Origin of the sequence: Arthrobacter sp. 135MFCol5.1 (assembly GCF_000374865.1) — a bacterium.
GTDB lineage: Bacteria > Actinomycetota > Actinomycetes > Actinomycetales > Micrococcaceae > Arthrobacter.
This window is the reverse complement of sequence record NZ_KB895474.1, coordinates 1-14,868: the sequence shown is the minus strand read 5'-3', so window position 1 is coordinate 14,868 and position 14,868 is coordinate 1. Positions and strand designations below refer to the sequence as shown.

General features: G+C 58.1%; 14 protein-coding genes and 1 pseudogene. 14 read left to right on the top strand and 1 reads right to left on the bottom strand.

Going from position 1 to position 14,868, the window contains the following annotated elements:
* The first annotated feature begins 131 nt into the window (after positions 1-131).
* From C563_RS0120175 to C563_RS22705, 7 genes and pseudogenes are all read left to right on the top strand, one after another.
* Positions 132-884, top strand: a complete 753-nt coding sequence (locus C563_RS0120175; protein ID WP_018763890.1) for an ABC transporter permease — start codon at positions 132-134, stop codon at positions 882-884.
* On the top strand, positions 881-1,678 hold the full coding sequence (locus C563_RS21720) for an ABC transporter ATP-binding protein (RefSeq protein ID WP_018763889.1): 798 nt from the start codon (positions 881-883) through the stop codon (positions 1,676-1,678). The genes C563_RS0120175 and C563_RS21720 overlap by 4 nt, the downstream gene beginning before the upstream one ends.
* Complete coding sequence (locus tag C563_RS0120165) at positions 1,675-2,499, top strand: ATP-binding cassette domain-containing protein (protein ID WP_018763888.1); 825 nt, start codon at positions 1,675-1,677, stop codon at positions 2,497-2,499. Before C563_RS21720 ends, C563_RS0120165 begins: the two co-directional genes overlap by 4 nt.
* Complete coding sequence (locus C563_RS0120160) at positions 2,496-3,509, top strand: ABC transporter permease (RefSeq protein WP_018763887.1); 1,014 nt, start codon at positions 2,496-2,498, stop codon at positions 3,507-3,509. Before C563_RS0120165 ends, C563_RS0120160 begins: the two co-directional genes overlap by 4 nt.
* A gap of 235 nt (positions 3,510-3,744) precedes the next feature.
* Positions 3,745-4,101, top strand: coding sequence for an enoyl-CoA hydratase-related protein (locus C563_RS23070; RefSeq protein ID WP_196803380.1), 357 nt, complete (start codon positions 3,745-3,747; stop codon positions 4,099-4,101).
* Positions 4,065-4,238: pseudogene (locus C563_RS23065) on the top strand (enoyl-CoA hydratase-related protein); the annotation flags it as partial. The gene C563_RS23070 and the pseudogene C563_RS23065, both read left to right, overlap by 37 nt.
* Positions 4,235-4,615, top strand: a complete 381-nt coding sequence (locus C563_RS22705; RefSeq protein WP_018763884.1) for an enoyl-CoA hydratase-related protein — start codon at positions 4,235-4,237, stop codon at positions 4,613-4,615. The pseudogene C563_RS23065 and the gene C563_RS22705, both read left to right, overlap by 4 nt.
* A 194-nt stretch (positions 4,616-4,809) precedes the next feature.
* Here C563_RS22705 and C563_RS0120150 read toward each other — a convergent pair whose 3' ends face one another.
* Entirely contained in the window at positions 4,810-4,995 is a 186-nt protein-coding gene (locus C563_RS0120150) for a hypothetical protein (protein ID WP_018763883.1), read from the bottom strand.
* Positions 4,996-6,814: 1,819 nt separating this feature from the next.
* On the opposite strand from C563_RS0120150, the gene C563_RS0120145 reads away from it, so the two are divergent.
* From C563_RS0120145 to C563_RS0120120, 7 genes are all read left to right on the top strand, one after another.
* Complete coding sequence (locus C563_RS0120145; protein WP_081624219.1) at positions 6,815-8,038, top strand: ABC transporter permease; 1,224 nt, start codon at positions 6,815-6,817, stop codon at positions 8,036-8,038.
* A 46-nt stretch (positions 8,039-8,084) separates the two neighbouring features.
* A complete protein-coding gene (locus C563_RS0120140; protein WP_081624218.1) occupies positions 8,085-9,074 on the top strand; it encodes a sugar ABC transporter substrate-binding protein in 990 nt (329 codons plus the stop codon).
* Positions 9,075-9,210: 136 nt separating this feature from the next.
* A complete protein-coding gene (locus tag C563_RS0120135) occupies positions 9,211-10,725 on the top strand; it encodes a sugar ABC transporter ATP-binding protein (RefSeq protein ID WP_026265174.1) in 1,515 nt (504 codons plus the stop codon).
* Between the two features lie 476 nt (positions 10,726-11,201).
* Positions 11,202-12,278: a 2,3-butanediol dehydrogenase gene (locus C563_RS0120130; RefSeq protein WP_026265173.1), complete on the top strand. Its 1,077-nt coding sequence runs from the start codon at positions 11,202-11,204 to the stop codon at positions 12,276-12,278.
* 151 nt (positions 12,279-12,429) lie between these two features.
* Complete coding sequence (locus C563_RS22315; RefSeq protein WP_231369940.1) at positions 12,430-12,606, top strand: hypothetical protein; 177 nt, start codon at positions 12,430-12,432, stop codon at positions 12,604-12,606.
* Between the two features lie 60 nt (positions 12,607-12,666).
* Entirely contained in the window at positions 12,667-13,650 is a 984-nt protein-coding gene (locus C563_RS0120125; RefSeq protein WP_018760674.1) for a sugar phosphate isomerase/epimerase family protein, read from the top strand.
* A 23-nt stretch (positions 13,651-13,673) separates the two neighbouring features.
* Positions 13,674-14,868: Gfo/Idh/MocA family protein (locus C563_RS0120120; protein ID WP_018763876.1), on the top strand; the 1,195-nt coding region annotated here is incomplete at its 3' end.

Below are 14,868 nucleotides of genomic sequence, written 5' to 3'. Positions count from 1 at the left end.
GCAGAGGCAAGGAAAACAAGGCAATGGCTACACCCATAGTTATAGAAGAAGCGGCGACACCAGCTGCACGAACCCGGCGGCACAGCCGCTTCACGGACTACGTAGGAGTAGCCGCAGGAACGGCGCCCATAGTGCTGCTGTTGCTCGCAAGCTTTTTCCTGCCTCTGCCCTACTCGCCGACGCAACCGGACCCTGCGGCCGTGACTCTCCCTCCTGGTCCGCAGCATTGGTTCGGGACCGATGGCAGCGGCTTCGACGTGCTCTCGCGCACCATCGCTTCAGCGCAAGTGGACCTTCCCGTCGCCTTCGGCGGGGCTCTGCTCTCCTTGATAATCGGAGTCCCGCTGGGACTGCTTGCGTCCTCGGATCGCTGGTTCGCGCATCTCATCATGCGCGCCACGGATGTCCTGCAGTCGCTTCCGCTGCTTATCGTAACGGTAGCCGTGGTCAGCCTCGCCGGTAACTCGATTGGCAATGTCATCTTCGGTATCGTCCTGGTGGGTGCACCCGGATTCATCCGCTTGGTTCGCAGTGGAGCAATAGTCGTGCGCAGCAGCCGATATGTTGATGCCGCGATCGCCATGGGCTGCTCGCCCCTGCGAGTTCTTCGCGTTCATGTGTTCCCCAACATTTTTAGCATCGCCCTTGTTCAGTTCACCCTTGCCACCAGTACCGCGATCATCGTGATTGCTGGCCTGAACTTCCTGGGCATTGGCACGGCAGCACCAACCCCCAGCTGGGGAGTCATGATCCGCTCAGGCGCGGACGTTATTGGTCAGGGTTACTGGTGGGTGGCGACGTTCCCGTCGCTGGCAGTGGTCCTTGTGGTGGTTTCGTTGAACTTTGTCAGCCGTTCCCTCGATGATTTGGTGGCCGGACGATGACCCCTGTTCTTTCCGTCAAGGATCTCGGCATTGAATACCTCGTGAAGGACGGCGCGAAGCCGATCGTTAGTGACATCACCTTCGAAGTCGAAGCTGGCGAGATGGTGAGTCTAGTGGGCGAAAGTGGCTCCGGTAAGAGCGCGCTCGTGCATGTAGTTGCCGCTTTGCCGCGTTCCGTCCAATCCCGCGTCAAGGGTTCGGTGGACCTGCTGGGCTACGACATGATAAATATGCCGGCAAAGCAGTTGCGGGAGATGCGCGGGACTCGCCTTGGTTTTATCGGCCAGAATCCGTTCGGGCTGCTCCACCCGATACTGCCATTGGAGCGGCAGTTTCACCACGTGCTTACCGCCCACAAAAAGACCAAATCCAAGGCCGACAGCGCGAAGCTGGCGGAAGCGACCCTGGAGTCAGTGGGCATACGCGACCCACGGGCGGTACTAACGGGCTACGCCAACCAGCTGAGCGGTGGCATGGCACAACGTGTCGTGATCGGCATGGCAACGATCATGGAACCTGAAATCCTGATTGCGGACGAGCCGACGACCGCACTCGACCCCACCGTTCAAGTCCAGATACTTGATCTCATCGCTGCACTGAACAGGGAGCGGGGGATGACCGTTTTGATTGTCACCCACGACCTCGGGGTGGTGGCCAATTATTGCGACAAAGCCCTGGTCTTGAGGCGAGGCGAACTTGTCGAACAGGGCAGCGTTTCGGCCCTGTTCACTGACCCCAAGCACCCATATACGCGAGAGCTCTTTCTCTCAACGACAGAACGAGTAGAGTCATGACCCAAACAACACCGGTCATTGAGTTACGCAATCTCACTAAATCATTCAAGAGGCACGGCATCAGCTTCCGTGCTGTAGATGACATTTCCCTGCGTATCCAGGCGGGCGAGACTCTGGCACTTATCGGGGAGAGCGGGTCCGGAAAATCGACCACCGGACGCCTCATCCTCGGGCTTGATAAACCGGACTCGGGGGATGTTCTCTTTCAGGGCGAGTCGCTGCGGACAAAGTCGGCCAAGGAGGTTCGTCGCCTTCGCGCCAATCTTACTGTTGTGTTCCAGGAACCCTTCGAGTCCCTCAACCCCCGCCTCCGGATCGGAGCGATCGTGGAAGAGCCGTTAGTTGTTCAGGGCGTTGGTTCGGCCGAAGAACGTCGGGAAAGGGCTGCCGGCGCGCTGGAAAGGGTTGGTCTAACCGCATCAATGATGGACCGGTTTCCCCGAGAACTCAGTGGTGGACAGCAGCAGCGCATAGGAATCGCCCGGGCCATCATCGGTAAGCCACGGATGATTGTGCTGGACGAGCCGACGGCCTCATTGGACAGAACAATTCGGCGTCAGATCGGCGATGTGCTGGATGAGTTGAAACGGGATCTGAACCTCGCTTACCTGCTCATCACCCACGATATCGGCACCGTGCGTCAGGTCAGTAACAGGTCAGCCGTAATGTTGCAAGGAAAAATCGTGGAAATCGGCCCTACCGCTGAAATTACGGAAGATCCCCAGCACCCCTACACTCAGCGTCTGATCGGCGCCGAGTTGCCCGTTTCCGTTGCCAAGCCGCGACGGACATCCATTGAGACCAAGGAGGCTGCCCTGTGAACAGGTTGCGCTTCGCCGCCTGGCGGCTGTTTTTCATGCTGGTCTCTCTTTGGGCGATCGCTAGCCTTACATTCCTGCTGGTAGCAATACTCCCGTCCAACCCGGCGGTCGCGATCGCCGGCCCGTACGCTACCCCGGAGCAGGTGACCCAGGTCGAGAACGACCTCGGTCTGCACGACCCCCTCGCTCAGCGGTATTTCGAGTTCCTGGGCCGGACTCTTCGCGGTGACCTCGGAACGTCCCTCTACGACGGTACTTCCATCAACCACGAGATTGCCCAGCTAATCCCGTCTACTTTTGAACTCATCATTGCCAGCCTGATCATCGCAGTACCGCTAGGAATTGGCCTCGGGGCATTGGGGGCCTACTTCCACCGAAAATTTGCTGATCGCGCTTCTTCCCTCGTAGTCGGTGTCCTTCAGTCCATCCCGGATTTCGTGCTCGCTGTCGTACTTATCTATGTTTTCTCCGCTGTCCTAGGGATCGCCCCCGGCCCCGAGGGGCAGTTGAGCATTATCTCGGTCCCACCGCCCCGAGTGACGGGCATGATCGCCGTCGACGCCATACTCACCGGCAAGCCCGCGGTGATCTCAGACGCCTTGTCGCACCTGGCGCTCCCGGCCCTGACTCTGGGGCTTGTAATAGCTGCGGTTTTCGCAAGAATCAGCCGCGCGTCCCTTCGCGAAGCACTGGAGTCCGACCAAACCAAATTTGCCCGCGCGAGCGGCCTGCCGGAATGGCGCGTGGTCCAGTACGCCTTCCTAACATCGCGAACTCCTGTGCTGACGTACGGGGCAATAATCTTTGGCGCACTTTTTGGCGGCACTGCCATCGTCGAAACTATTTTCAACTGGAACGGGCTGTCCCAATGGTCCGTCACGTCAATGCTCCGGACAGATTATCCGGCCATCCAAGGATTCGTACTCGTCGCCGGCGCCATCACTCTTGTGGTCTTTGCTCTTCTCGATGTTTTGGCCGGATTCCTGGACCCCCGAGTCCGCGCCCAATAGTTTAGGCGGCGGCCAGTGCAATGCAGGCTAGCGACTTTGGCCACCGGATGCTCCGTCCACAGCTGGATCGTCTTGTCCCTTATCCAACGTCACCGGCTGCGGTATGAGCGTCTTTGCCGAGGCTGCTGAACTCATGTCTGGCCAAGGATGTGCGATTTTCTCAGAACCAGACGAATCCATAGATGGGCTGAAGCCGGGACCACCTCCACCCCACCCCTTCCGCTAAAGGATTGTCATGACAGTTGAAGAAACCACACCCCTGGAGCCCTGGGGCAACACCGTACTCGTGGAGTTCGATGAGAACCGCATCGCCTGGGTCCGCTTCACCCCCCCGAAAAAGCGCAATGCAATGAATCCGACGCTGAACCGTGAAATGCACGCCACGCTCGAATACCTCGAATCAGACGACCGGTGCGCAGTCCTGGTCCTGACCGGAACCGAAGAGTCCCTGGTCCGCCGGGATGGACCTGAAGGAGTACTTCCCCGAAACCGACGGCAAGCCCCGTTCAATACTGAACAAGGTCCGTTCCGAAGGGATCGAACTGGCACTACCGCAAACTGCTCAGCTATCCGAAGCCGACGATCGCCGTGATCAACGGCTGGTGCTTCTGCGGGGCCTTTGTACCCCTGGTCTCCTGCGATCAAACCATCGCCGCCGAAGATGCAACCTTTGGACTCTTCGAGGTGAACTGGGGCGTTACCCCCGACAACCTGGTGACCCGCTGGTGACCCGCGCACTGGCCGAAACCATCCCGACCCGGGACGCGATGTACTACATCGTGACCGGCGAACAGTTCGATGGCCGCAGGGCCTCCGACATGCGTCTAGTAAACGAGGCCGTCCCAGCCGATCAGCTGCGCGAACGCACCCTCGCGCTGGCCAAGCAGCTCACCAGCCTCAGCCAGTGGGTCGTTCGAGGAGCCAAGATGGGTTTCAGGCACTCCCGGCTCATGCCGTGGGAAGCGGCAGAGGACTTCCTCTACGCCAAGCACGATCAGGCCATCCTGTTCGACGCCAACGCCAGAGAGCAGGGCATGACGCAGATCCTGGACGCCAAAACCTACCGCCCCGGCCTGGGCGCCTACACCACAAATCCGACGAAATAACTACCGCCAGTGCCCGGTCGAGATGCCACCGGCGCCCCTGTCCTGGATGGCCCGTTACTTCGCTCCGCGGCACCGCCGGGCCGCCGCACCTACCGGTTCTCTCTGGTCGACTAGCACGAAGATATCGGAACATACGGCGAGATTGCCGCTGACCGCAGCCCTGCCCCGCCCGATACAAACTGGTGAGGGGTAGGTCATGCTGCTGCCGAAAGCCAGTGCTGAGGGCGCCCGGCAGCTGCTACGGTGACGACACCGATGATCAAGAAGATTACTGTTGCTGCGAAGAATGATGCCGAAACACCGAGGGCTGAGGCGACCGCCCCAATGACCACCACTGCAACCGCGCAGAGGCCGTATGCGGCCGCTGCATAACGCGACATCGCCTTTCCTTGCAGCTGTGGGGGCCGTCCGTGGGTGGTGGATACCAGTCCGAGCGTGTACCCGGGGCCTTGGCTAATTCCGACGATCCTGCATGCGATGAGGAGGTGCGCAAAGGACTGGTACTCAAGGGCGCTTGCCAGCAAGGCCGTGCCTCCGACTAAAGGAATCAACACTTGCCATGCCCGTACCGCAGGATGCGGCGCGTTGTGACAATCTGGGCAAGTGAGCGTGTAGCCAGCAGCGCACAGCTTGGAGCGATGCACGTCAACAACGAAGCCTCCGGGACCAGCAATCTAACCGCGGCGGTGGTTGAGGCCAGCACGGCACCCGCTGCGGTCCACGCGATCCCCCGAGGAGAAAACCGGCTAGACGGTGACGGGAATCGAGGCGTCAAAGCACTAGCCTGACCTGCGGAAACTTCCAAAAGCAGAGTGAGACGAGCCCTCTCATCTACTTCTACTCGTCTTACTCGAACGCCGATAATGGAGATTCGGTTAAATGGCCGAAGGATCGCACCCAAGCCGCAGGAGGGGCCGGCACCCCTGCGAGATTTCTTGGATGTCGGCTCGACGAGGCAGCGTTGGCGTCAGAATAGCCTGCAATTCCGCTCCATTGATAGCCGCTCTATTATCCTCTGAGATCTCACCCTGACAGTTCGAGGGGCGGGAAACAGAAGGGCGGCCTCTCCGAGGGATCAGCGAAATGGCCGAAAGCTTGGGGGTTGACGGTTATCACTGGGGGCAGGGCCGGCCATGCCACCTTTGCGGGCTGCACCTGTCCGGGAAGCAGCCCGGAACTCCGCTGACAGGCGAATCCCGCCTGGTCAGGCCGCAGCAGCGTCAGGGTGGGGTGTGGCTCATATGGATGGCACTTCCGTCTAATGAGATGTGGCGGTTCCCTCAGATGGCAATAGATGTCGTGTGGATCTCCGGACGCCTAGACGGTCCGTCAAACTCTGGGCCGAATCAAAAGGTAAAGAGCGCTTTGATGATGCCGCCCTTCTTCGTGTGCGCATCAATTCAAACGGCTTACTCGACGTCCCCGAGTGAACAGGCTTGGGTCGAGTGCAGCAGGTTCCACATGCTACTTGACTGATCTCGAACTGCTCCCTCAACTAAAAAGGGGGCCCTGCCGCTGAGGGTTGAAGTATTTCATAATATGAAATAGATTGCATATAGACAAAGTCTACGACTGCATGGCATTATCTGACTAACGCCCAATGAGGGGCGATACCCCGTGCCACCTCAAGGAAGAGGATCTAGTGAAATCTGACGTACAGGGACTTAATCCCAACCCGCACTTTGGCCAGGCTGTCGCGTATGACCCGAGGCCAGAGGAATCAGTCGCTCAAGCTTAGGAACTAAGCGAATCCCCTGCCTCATGCTCAAGGGGAACCCAACTTACGACAAAAGGGGAAATCGCCCGCCAATCTCGGCCTCTGTATGAGTATTCCGCCTATAAGCGGACCCTTCACGCAAGCTCTCTGGCAGGCAAAATAATTCCCCGATTAGTTCCAGATAATTGACTTTTCGCCGGGCGGCCTCCACTAAAGCAGCGGCCACATCCCAACGCTCCCCGCTCTACACTTGCGCGGGAGCGCATCAGTCAATTGCAGGGCAGCGGCTGGCACCATGCCCGGTCCGCGTGGCCTCTGCCGCACAAACCATTCGTGTTGTAACTCACCGCAGCCAGGGCGCATATTCGCCGAAGACTGAGGGCGAGTTCGAGTGAAAGTCAACACCCCAGGCACCCCTCGGCGGCATTGCGCTCTACCATCCGGTAAACCACCAGCCGAACCAACACGGCCTAATTCGGTTGATGCCAAATCGCATTGAACCCGGCATTTACCTGCCCACAGTCCCACTGGTCTCGCTCACATCTCGCGGATTTCCGGGGCCAGTGCTGAGTGCGCGTTCCCTTATCGCTTGCATTCCGGAGGCGCATCTTCATCGCCTGAAGTTGTTTCATTCACCGTCACTGCCGACCCCATTCCATCCAGGAGTTCCTATGTCGCCCGTCCCGTCCGCCTCGCCTGCAGCTAACAGAATAGCGGCGCCTTCCCCGGCGCCTGAAGACCTATCACTGCCCGGCTCATCATCACCTCGCAAGTCCTTGTCAGGCTTCCTAAGCCGGCACACGCTTTGGGTCGCTCTCGTCATGCTGGTTCTAGTTCTCTCGCTCATCTCGGAGCCATTTCGTAACCCTGCCAACCTCCAGAACATTCTTATGCAGAACTCGGTTATCGGCATAGTCGCACTTGGCATGCTGGTAATGATGATAAGCGGCGGTTTTGACCTGTCTGTTGGTGCTGCCGGTGGCGCAGTTGGTGTGCTTGTAGCGTACTTATCGGGCTCCTGGGGTTTACCGGCCGCCCTTATTGTCGGCACGCTACTCGGTATGTTCATTGGTTTGATCAATGGAATCATTATCGCTCGGCTGCATATCAACGCGTTCATCACTACATTTGCTGTCGCAAGCATCATCACCGGAATTCTGTTCGTTCTGACCTCGGGCCGATCAATTAGCGGTAGCTCAGTGGCCTTGACCGACTTTGCCTTCGAGCTCGTCGTCGGCATCCCTATGCTTTTTCTGGTTTTTGTAGCATTTGCGATCGTGACTTACCTACTGTTGTCCAGGACGAAATGGGGGCATTGGGTCTATAGTGTGGGCGCCAATGCGGAGGCAAGTTACCTTTCAGGCGTCCCAGTACTCCCCATTAAAATCGCCGCATTCACTTTCGGTGGTCTCGCTGTGGGACTTGGAGGCGTGTTCCTTTTCGGCCAATCTGCTGTTGGACAGCCCACAGCAGCAGCAGATTGGCCCTTGAACGCCATCGCTATCTGCGTTATTGCCGGCACGTCCTTGGCTGGCGGAGTGGGACGAGTCGGCAATGTTGTGGCCGCAGTCCTCGTCCTCGGCGTCGTCTCCACGGGCCTCAACCAACTGGGCATCTCGCCCTATTGGCAGCCGGCGGTCACGGGAACAATCATTCTCGTCGCAGTTGTCTCAGACCAGCTGACCAAAGCGCGCAGCCGAGCTTAGCTTCCCCACCCCACCCTCCCTCCGTAGCTCAAAGAAAGACATCAGAATGAAGTGGTTCAATACCAATCGAAAAGCAGTCGCACCGATCGCGTTGGCCAGCGCCGTTACGGTAATCTGTCTAAGCAGCTGTTCGTCGGCTGCCCCCGGCGCAGGAGCAACGGCCGCCTCGGGTAGCTGCTCAAAGGTCACCGCCTTAGTCAACGATCTACAGAATCCCTGGAACGCAACCCTGGCACAGGGAATGACAGAACAGGCTGCAAAGCTGGGCGTTAACCTAACCGTTCAGAATGCGGCCGGAGTTATTGCCACCCAGGCCTCCCAGCTACAGCAAGCTGTGACTTCCAAGCCGGACGGAATTCTTCTGCAGGCCACTGAGTCCAACGGCCTCGTTCCCGCCGTGAAAATCGCAAATCGCAACTCGGTCCCTGTAGCGACGGTTAACGCCAACGTAGGCCAAGGCGCTGATGTCGTAACCTTCGTTGGCGTAGACCAAAAGGACTATGGCATCGCCCTTGCAAAACTTGTTGAAGAAGCACTTCCTAATGGCGGTAACGTCGCCATTATTCAAGGCGTAGTTGGTAACCCTGTTGAGATTGATCGAACCGAGGGCATAACGGAGACATTTGCCGCCAATCCGTCTATCAAGATAGCTACCACGGTGACCGATTCCTGGAACAACGCCGATAATCTTGCCGCTGTTCAGGACCTCCTAGCGAAGTATCCCAAGGGAACGCTGGACGCTGTTGTAGCAGAGGGGCCTGAAATGTATGTCGGCGCGCAGTACGCTGCCAGCATTGGCAGGGACGATGTGAAGTTTATTGCCGGGGATTTCCCGATTGAGGTCCAAGAGGCGATCAAGGCCGGGCACCTCTACGGAACGATCTTGCAGGATGGGGCAACTATTGGAGCCCGAAGCCTCGAAGATCTCTGCGCGCACGTCACCGGAAAGTCCGTTCCCACGCCCACGGATTTTATCGATCTCCCATCCATCACCAGTAAGAACGTAGCCGATTTCAAGACCAGCTGGCACTGGTAAAACCTGCGGCAGGAGAGGCCGTTGCATCGGCTTCTCCTGCCGCCTTAACAAGCGACGGAAAGACAGGCCTACCGTGACACGATCATGGCATCAAGAAGCCTCGGCAACGGGGAGCAGCACAGCGCCAAGAGTACGGATGGAGAAAATATCACAAACATTCGGTACCGTCCGAGTCTTGAACGAGGTGGACCTTACCGTTGAACCCGGCGAAGTCCACGCTCTCGTGGGACAAAATGGGGCGGGCAAGTCGACACTGATGAAGATCCTGGGAGGACTTTACCCGGACCATAAAGGTCTCATCGAAATCGACGGGCTCCCAGCCCGTCTGACCAATCCTCGGTCTGCGTTGAAACACGGCATTGGCATGATTTATCAGGAACTGAGCCTTATTCCCTCCCTTTCGGTGGCCGAGAACATTTTGTTGGGTATCGAACCGGGACGAGGAGGCTATAACCGCCGTGGAATTCTTTCCGCTGCGCGCTCGATCGTGAAACGAGTACCGATGCTCTCTGAACTGCCCCTAAATGCCCCAGCGGGGGATTTGAGCACAGGACTCCAGCAACGTGTGGAGGTCGCCAAAGCACTCGCCCGCGATGCTCGAGTGCTTGTGATGGATGAACCAACCGCACGGCTCTCCGGACCAGAGCGTGAGGACCTGGGGGACCTCATCCGCGAACTGTCTGCCAACGGCATCTCAATCATCTACATCTCGCACTTTCTTGAAGAAATATTTCAGTACTGCTCGTCACTCACGGTTTTGCGTAACGGCACGGTCGTTGATAGGGGACGGACAGTTGACTTCACGTTGGGTTCCTTGACCCGGAGCATGCTTGGAGCAGAATTGGCAGATGAAGAATTCGACCCCGCGAACAGCGGGCGTCCTCCTTTCACCGGCGTCCCTGTCATAGAGCTCACCGCGGTGTCAGGCCCACGAATATCCGGCATCGACATCGCGATCCACGGAGGAGAAATTATCGGCCTTGCGGGCTTGGTCGGATCGGGACGGACCAGGGTGGCAAGGACATTTACGGGTGCGGAACCCCTAAGTGCCGGAACAATTTCCATTAGCGGCAGAAGGACTACTGTTGCCAGCCCACGCCAAGCCCTCAAGATGGGAATCGTCATGCTTCCCGAGAATCGCAAGACGGAAGGCCTTATAGGGATTTCTTCGGCCCAGGAAAACATGATTCTGAATGCCCTCGACCGCGGCCTCACTCGATTCGGGGTCATACGCAGTAAAGCCGCGCTCAGTGAGTCCAATAGACACTTTGCTGAACTCGAAATCAGACCCAATATGCCTTCCTTAGCAGCGGAACGGTTCAGCGGCGGAAACCAGCAGAAGATTCTGCTCGCACGCGCGCTTCTGGCTAAACCGCGCGTTCTGATCATCGATCAACCAACGGCTGGCGTTGACGTGGGAACTAAAGCCCAAATCCACGTCCTCATCCGGCGCGTGGCGTCGCAGGGCACAGCTGTGCTAATAGTCACCGATGACCTAGAAGAGATGCTGGCCCTGGCGGATAACGTGCTCGTGCTCCGGTCAGGTCGAATCGTCTCACGTCATCGCAGGGTGGGACTCGATCGGAAACGGCTTGTCGCTGCCATATCCGGAGAAGACGGTGTCTCCCCGCTTAGTGTCCATCCCGCATAAATTAGTTCCTACATCCTTTTGGGGTACCCAATCAACGAGCAAGCTCTGGCTTGAATTCTTCGAGTTCCAAACATCTGAGCCTAAGTCCCTGAAGACTCCTACGAGTTCGGGCGCGTGAGTATCGTCCACATCTGCCTGACAGCTCCAGTTACTGAAGACGTGCCAGCTAGAATCGCCGGCAATGGTGGCAAGCAGCTGAGAAAGGTTGGGCCATTTGTTCGAATACCAAGGACTTCCAAGCCGTTTGATGTCAGGATCCTGGAGAACCTTAATTGTGATTTGTAGCCATCCGTAATTCCAGTTCCGATACAATCACATTACGCCTATTCCGTTCAACGAATCCCACTATTCGGCCCTTTGATGTTCGGTACCTGCTGCGCGCCGGCCGGAAAGCGGAGTGCGCAGCAGACAACCGAACCCAGAATAGTCCCCTATCTTCTAGCGCCGTATGCGCAGGACCATAACGAGGAAAATAAATGAGAGCAGCACGCTATTACGGCCGCGGGAATATCCAGATCGACAATGTTCCTGAGCCGGACGTGGCGCCAGGAACCGTAGGTATTGATGTCGCATGGTGCGGCATTTGCGGCACTGACCTTCACGAGTACCTTGAGGGACCCATTTTTTGTCCCCAGCCCGGTGAGCGCCACCCTGCGTCCGGAGACTCTTTGCCTGTTACCTTGGGCCATGAGTTCGCGGGAACCGTATACGCAGTGGGGCAGGGTGTAGACGATATTGCCCCAGGCCAGCGAGTCGCGGTGGAACCATATATCGCACGCGACGACGTCAACACCGGACCTGACAGCACCGATTATCACCTTTCAGAAGGCTTAGGTGTAATTGGCCTAAGCGGCGGAGGCGGCGGGCTCGCAGAGAAAATCGCAGTTCCACGCCGCTGGGTGCACCCCATCCCCGACTCTGTCCCCCTTGACCACGCCGCTCTGATCGAACCGCTATCCGTGGGATACCACGCCGTAGAGCGATCCGGGGCTAAAACCGGACAAGTTGCCCTCGTTGGGGGCGCCGGCCCGATCGGTCTGCTGACGTCCGCCCTGCTAAAGGCTTTGGGCGTCACCGTCATCGTTTCAGAGCTCAGTTCCCTGCGCCGGAAGAAGGCCTCGGACGCGGGGGTCGCCGATCACGTTTTGGACCCGAGGGAGGTCGACGTAGCCGAGGAAGTGCGCAGGCTAACCAAGGGCCGGGGCGCCGACGTGGCATTTGAATGCAGCAGTGCACAAGCAGTCCTGGACACCCTTATTGACGCTCTCCGCCCGGCCGGAACCCTGGTCGTTATCGGAATTTGGGGAGATCGGGCGGCCATCGACTTATTTAAACTTGTCGTAAAGGAAATCGATCTACGTGGTGCCTTCGCGTACGTCAATTCCTACCCCGCCGTCATCGAACTGCTGGGCTCGGGAAGAATTGACCTTGAGCCGTTCGTGACGCATAAGATCGGCCTTGACGGGCTGATCCAAGAGGGCTTCAACACCCTGATCCACCACAGCGAAACTGCCGTAAAGATCCTTGTTTCGCCCTCGGGCGAAGGGCTCTGAGGAGAGTGGCGCAGGAAAATGGCTTCGAAAGGTCGTGTGCCCGTTTCTGCAGTTCTCGCGGCGTCTGAGATATTCAGCGGACCACTAAGAGCGTAAGGGATCAGGCGCCTCGGGAAATCGACTCGATCATTGCTGCTGACGTCGTGTCGCAATGATCGAAACCATCCCCCGATACGTAGGAGCCGACCCTATCGTGGACCTCCTCCTGGAGGATCTGCCCATTGTTGATGGCAAATGGTCACCGCCCCGGCACGAAGGTCTGTACCTCCCCCTGGACTGGGCCCGCGTCGAGGCGTTGGCCAGTGTTTCTCGCACCTGGGCGCTCTGAAAAGACCCACGCCCGCAATCTGTTCCCTGTAAATCACCATCTCGAAGAAGAGGTAAAGCAATGAAAATAGGAATCCTGACAGCACTGTTCGACGCCAAGCCGCTGGACGAAGTGGCAAGTTATGTAGCTGATCTCGGCTACGAAGCGGTCGAACTCACCACCTGGGCAGGCTCTGGCCATTTCGATCTCGAGCAGGCCATCTCAGACCCGCAATACAGCCGAAATTTGAAGAAGATGTTGAACTCGCGAGGGCTTTCCATCTCGGCTCTCTCGGACCACCTGTCAGCACAGCAGGTGCTCCCGCCCAAGGACGCCAGTTTCGATGACTGGTCGCCGACAACCGACAAGCAGGAGATGTTCGAATACGGGAAGCAGCACCTGCTGAACACCGCACGAGCAGCATCAGACCTTGAAATCCCGGTGGTCAACGGCTTCTTCGGCTCGACCGTCTGGGGCTCCTGGTACACCTGGCCTCCGAAGCACCTGGAGCTTTACAACGAAGGCTGGGACCTCTTTGTGGAGCGCTGGAATCCCATCCTGGATGAATTTGCCAAACTCGGCGTGAAGTTCGCGCACGAGGTCCACCCGACCGAAATCGCTTACAACATCACCACAGCACAGACTGCTGTGGAAAAGCTTGGTCGTGACGACTGGGGTTTCAATTTTGATCCCAGCCACTTCATCTGGCAGCAGATCGACCCTGTCGTCTTCATTAAGACCTTCGGCAACCGGATCCTCCACGTCCACGCCAAGGACTTTGAAGTGCAGGAAGACGAAATCCGACGCGACGGGGTGCTCTCCACCGGATCATGGCGGAACATGCACCGGGCAGCACGGTACCGCGTGGTCGGATGGGGCCAGGTGCCGTGGAAGAGGGTCATCACTGCGTTGCTGGAGGTGGGATACGACTATGTCATGTCCTATGAGCACGAGGACCCGGTAATGAGCGAACGCGACGGTGCCGAAAAGGCCATTGACTACCTGCGCCCCCTGATCGTGAAAGAGCCGATGGATCCCGAAGCCCACCACTTCTGGCTCGTCTAAGACAAGTAAAAGGGAAGATTACGATGACACAGGATTTGCCAGCCTTCTTCACCCAGGGGCTGATGAAAGATGATCACCGGGAAGTCCCGGCCATCGGCGTCGGCATGCTCGGCTATTCGTTCATGGGCAGGGCACATACGAATGCCTTGAAGAAGATCACGTATACCTACTGGCCGCCGCCGATGCAGCCGGAATTGGTCGGAATCGCAGGCCGCACCCAAAGCGCCGTCGATGAGGCAGCCCGTCGATACGGTTATGCCAAGTCAACGACCGATTGGCGCGAGCTGGTCGAAGACCCAGCGATCGGGCTATTCGATAACACCGGGCCGAATGACCAGCACAAGGAACCAACCATCGCCGCGGCCAGGGCCGGCAAGCACGTTATATGTGAGAAGCCCCTCGGTCGAACTGCCGATGAAGCATACGAGATCTGGACCGAAGTCGCGAAGACTGGCGTTAAGGCGATGACCGCCTTCAACTACAGATTCTTTCCAGCAATCCGCCTGATCAAGGAGATGCTTGACGACGGGACACTGGGTGAAGTCCGCCATTTCCGGGCCAGGTACCACCAGGAGTGGCTCGTTGACCCGAAGAGCCCTACCTCATGGAGGCTGGACAAGAGCATCGCAGGTTCAGGAGCGCTCGGGGACCTCGGTGCCCACATCATCGACCTTTCCCGGTATCTCGTTGGTGAGCCCGTAAGCGTGTCAGCAAACATGAAGACGTTTGTAGAGGACCGTCCGGGCGGGCACGTGGACGTGGATGACGCGTTCGACGCCATCATCACCTTTGACACCGGCGCGCTCGGCACCCTGGAGGCAACCCGGGTTGCCCCGGGCCGTAAAAATCACATGCGCTTCGAGATCAGTACAACGAAAGGCACGGTGATCTTCGACCAGGAACGGATGAACGAGATCGAACTGCACCTGGCCGACTCGACACCAGGCCCGAAAGCACAAGGCTTCCGTACAGTTCTCGTTTCCGAAAGTTACCACCCGTACTGGGAACACTGGTGGCCGCACGGCCACATGATCGGGTGGGAGGACAGCTTCGTCCACGAGCTCGGCCACCTGCTGCAAGCCATTGCCGATGACAGCGAGATCGGGCCCCATGGCGCGACCCTCGAGGACGGTTACCGCTGCGCCGAGGTGACCGATGCCATCGAACGATCAGCAACAACCGGTGCACGACAAGAGATTGTTTATCGAGAGGCATCAG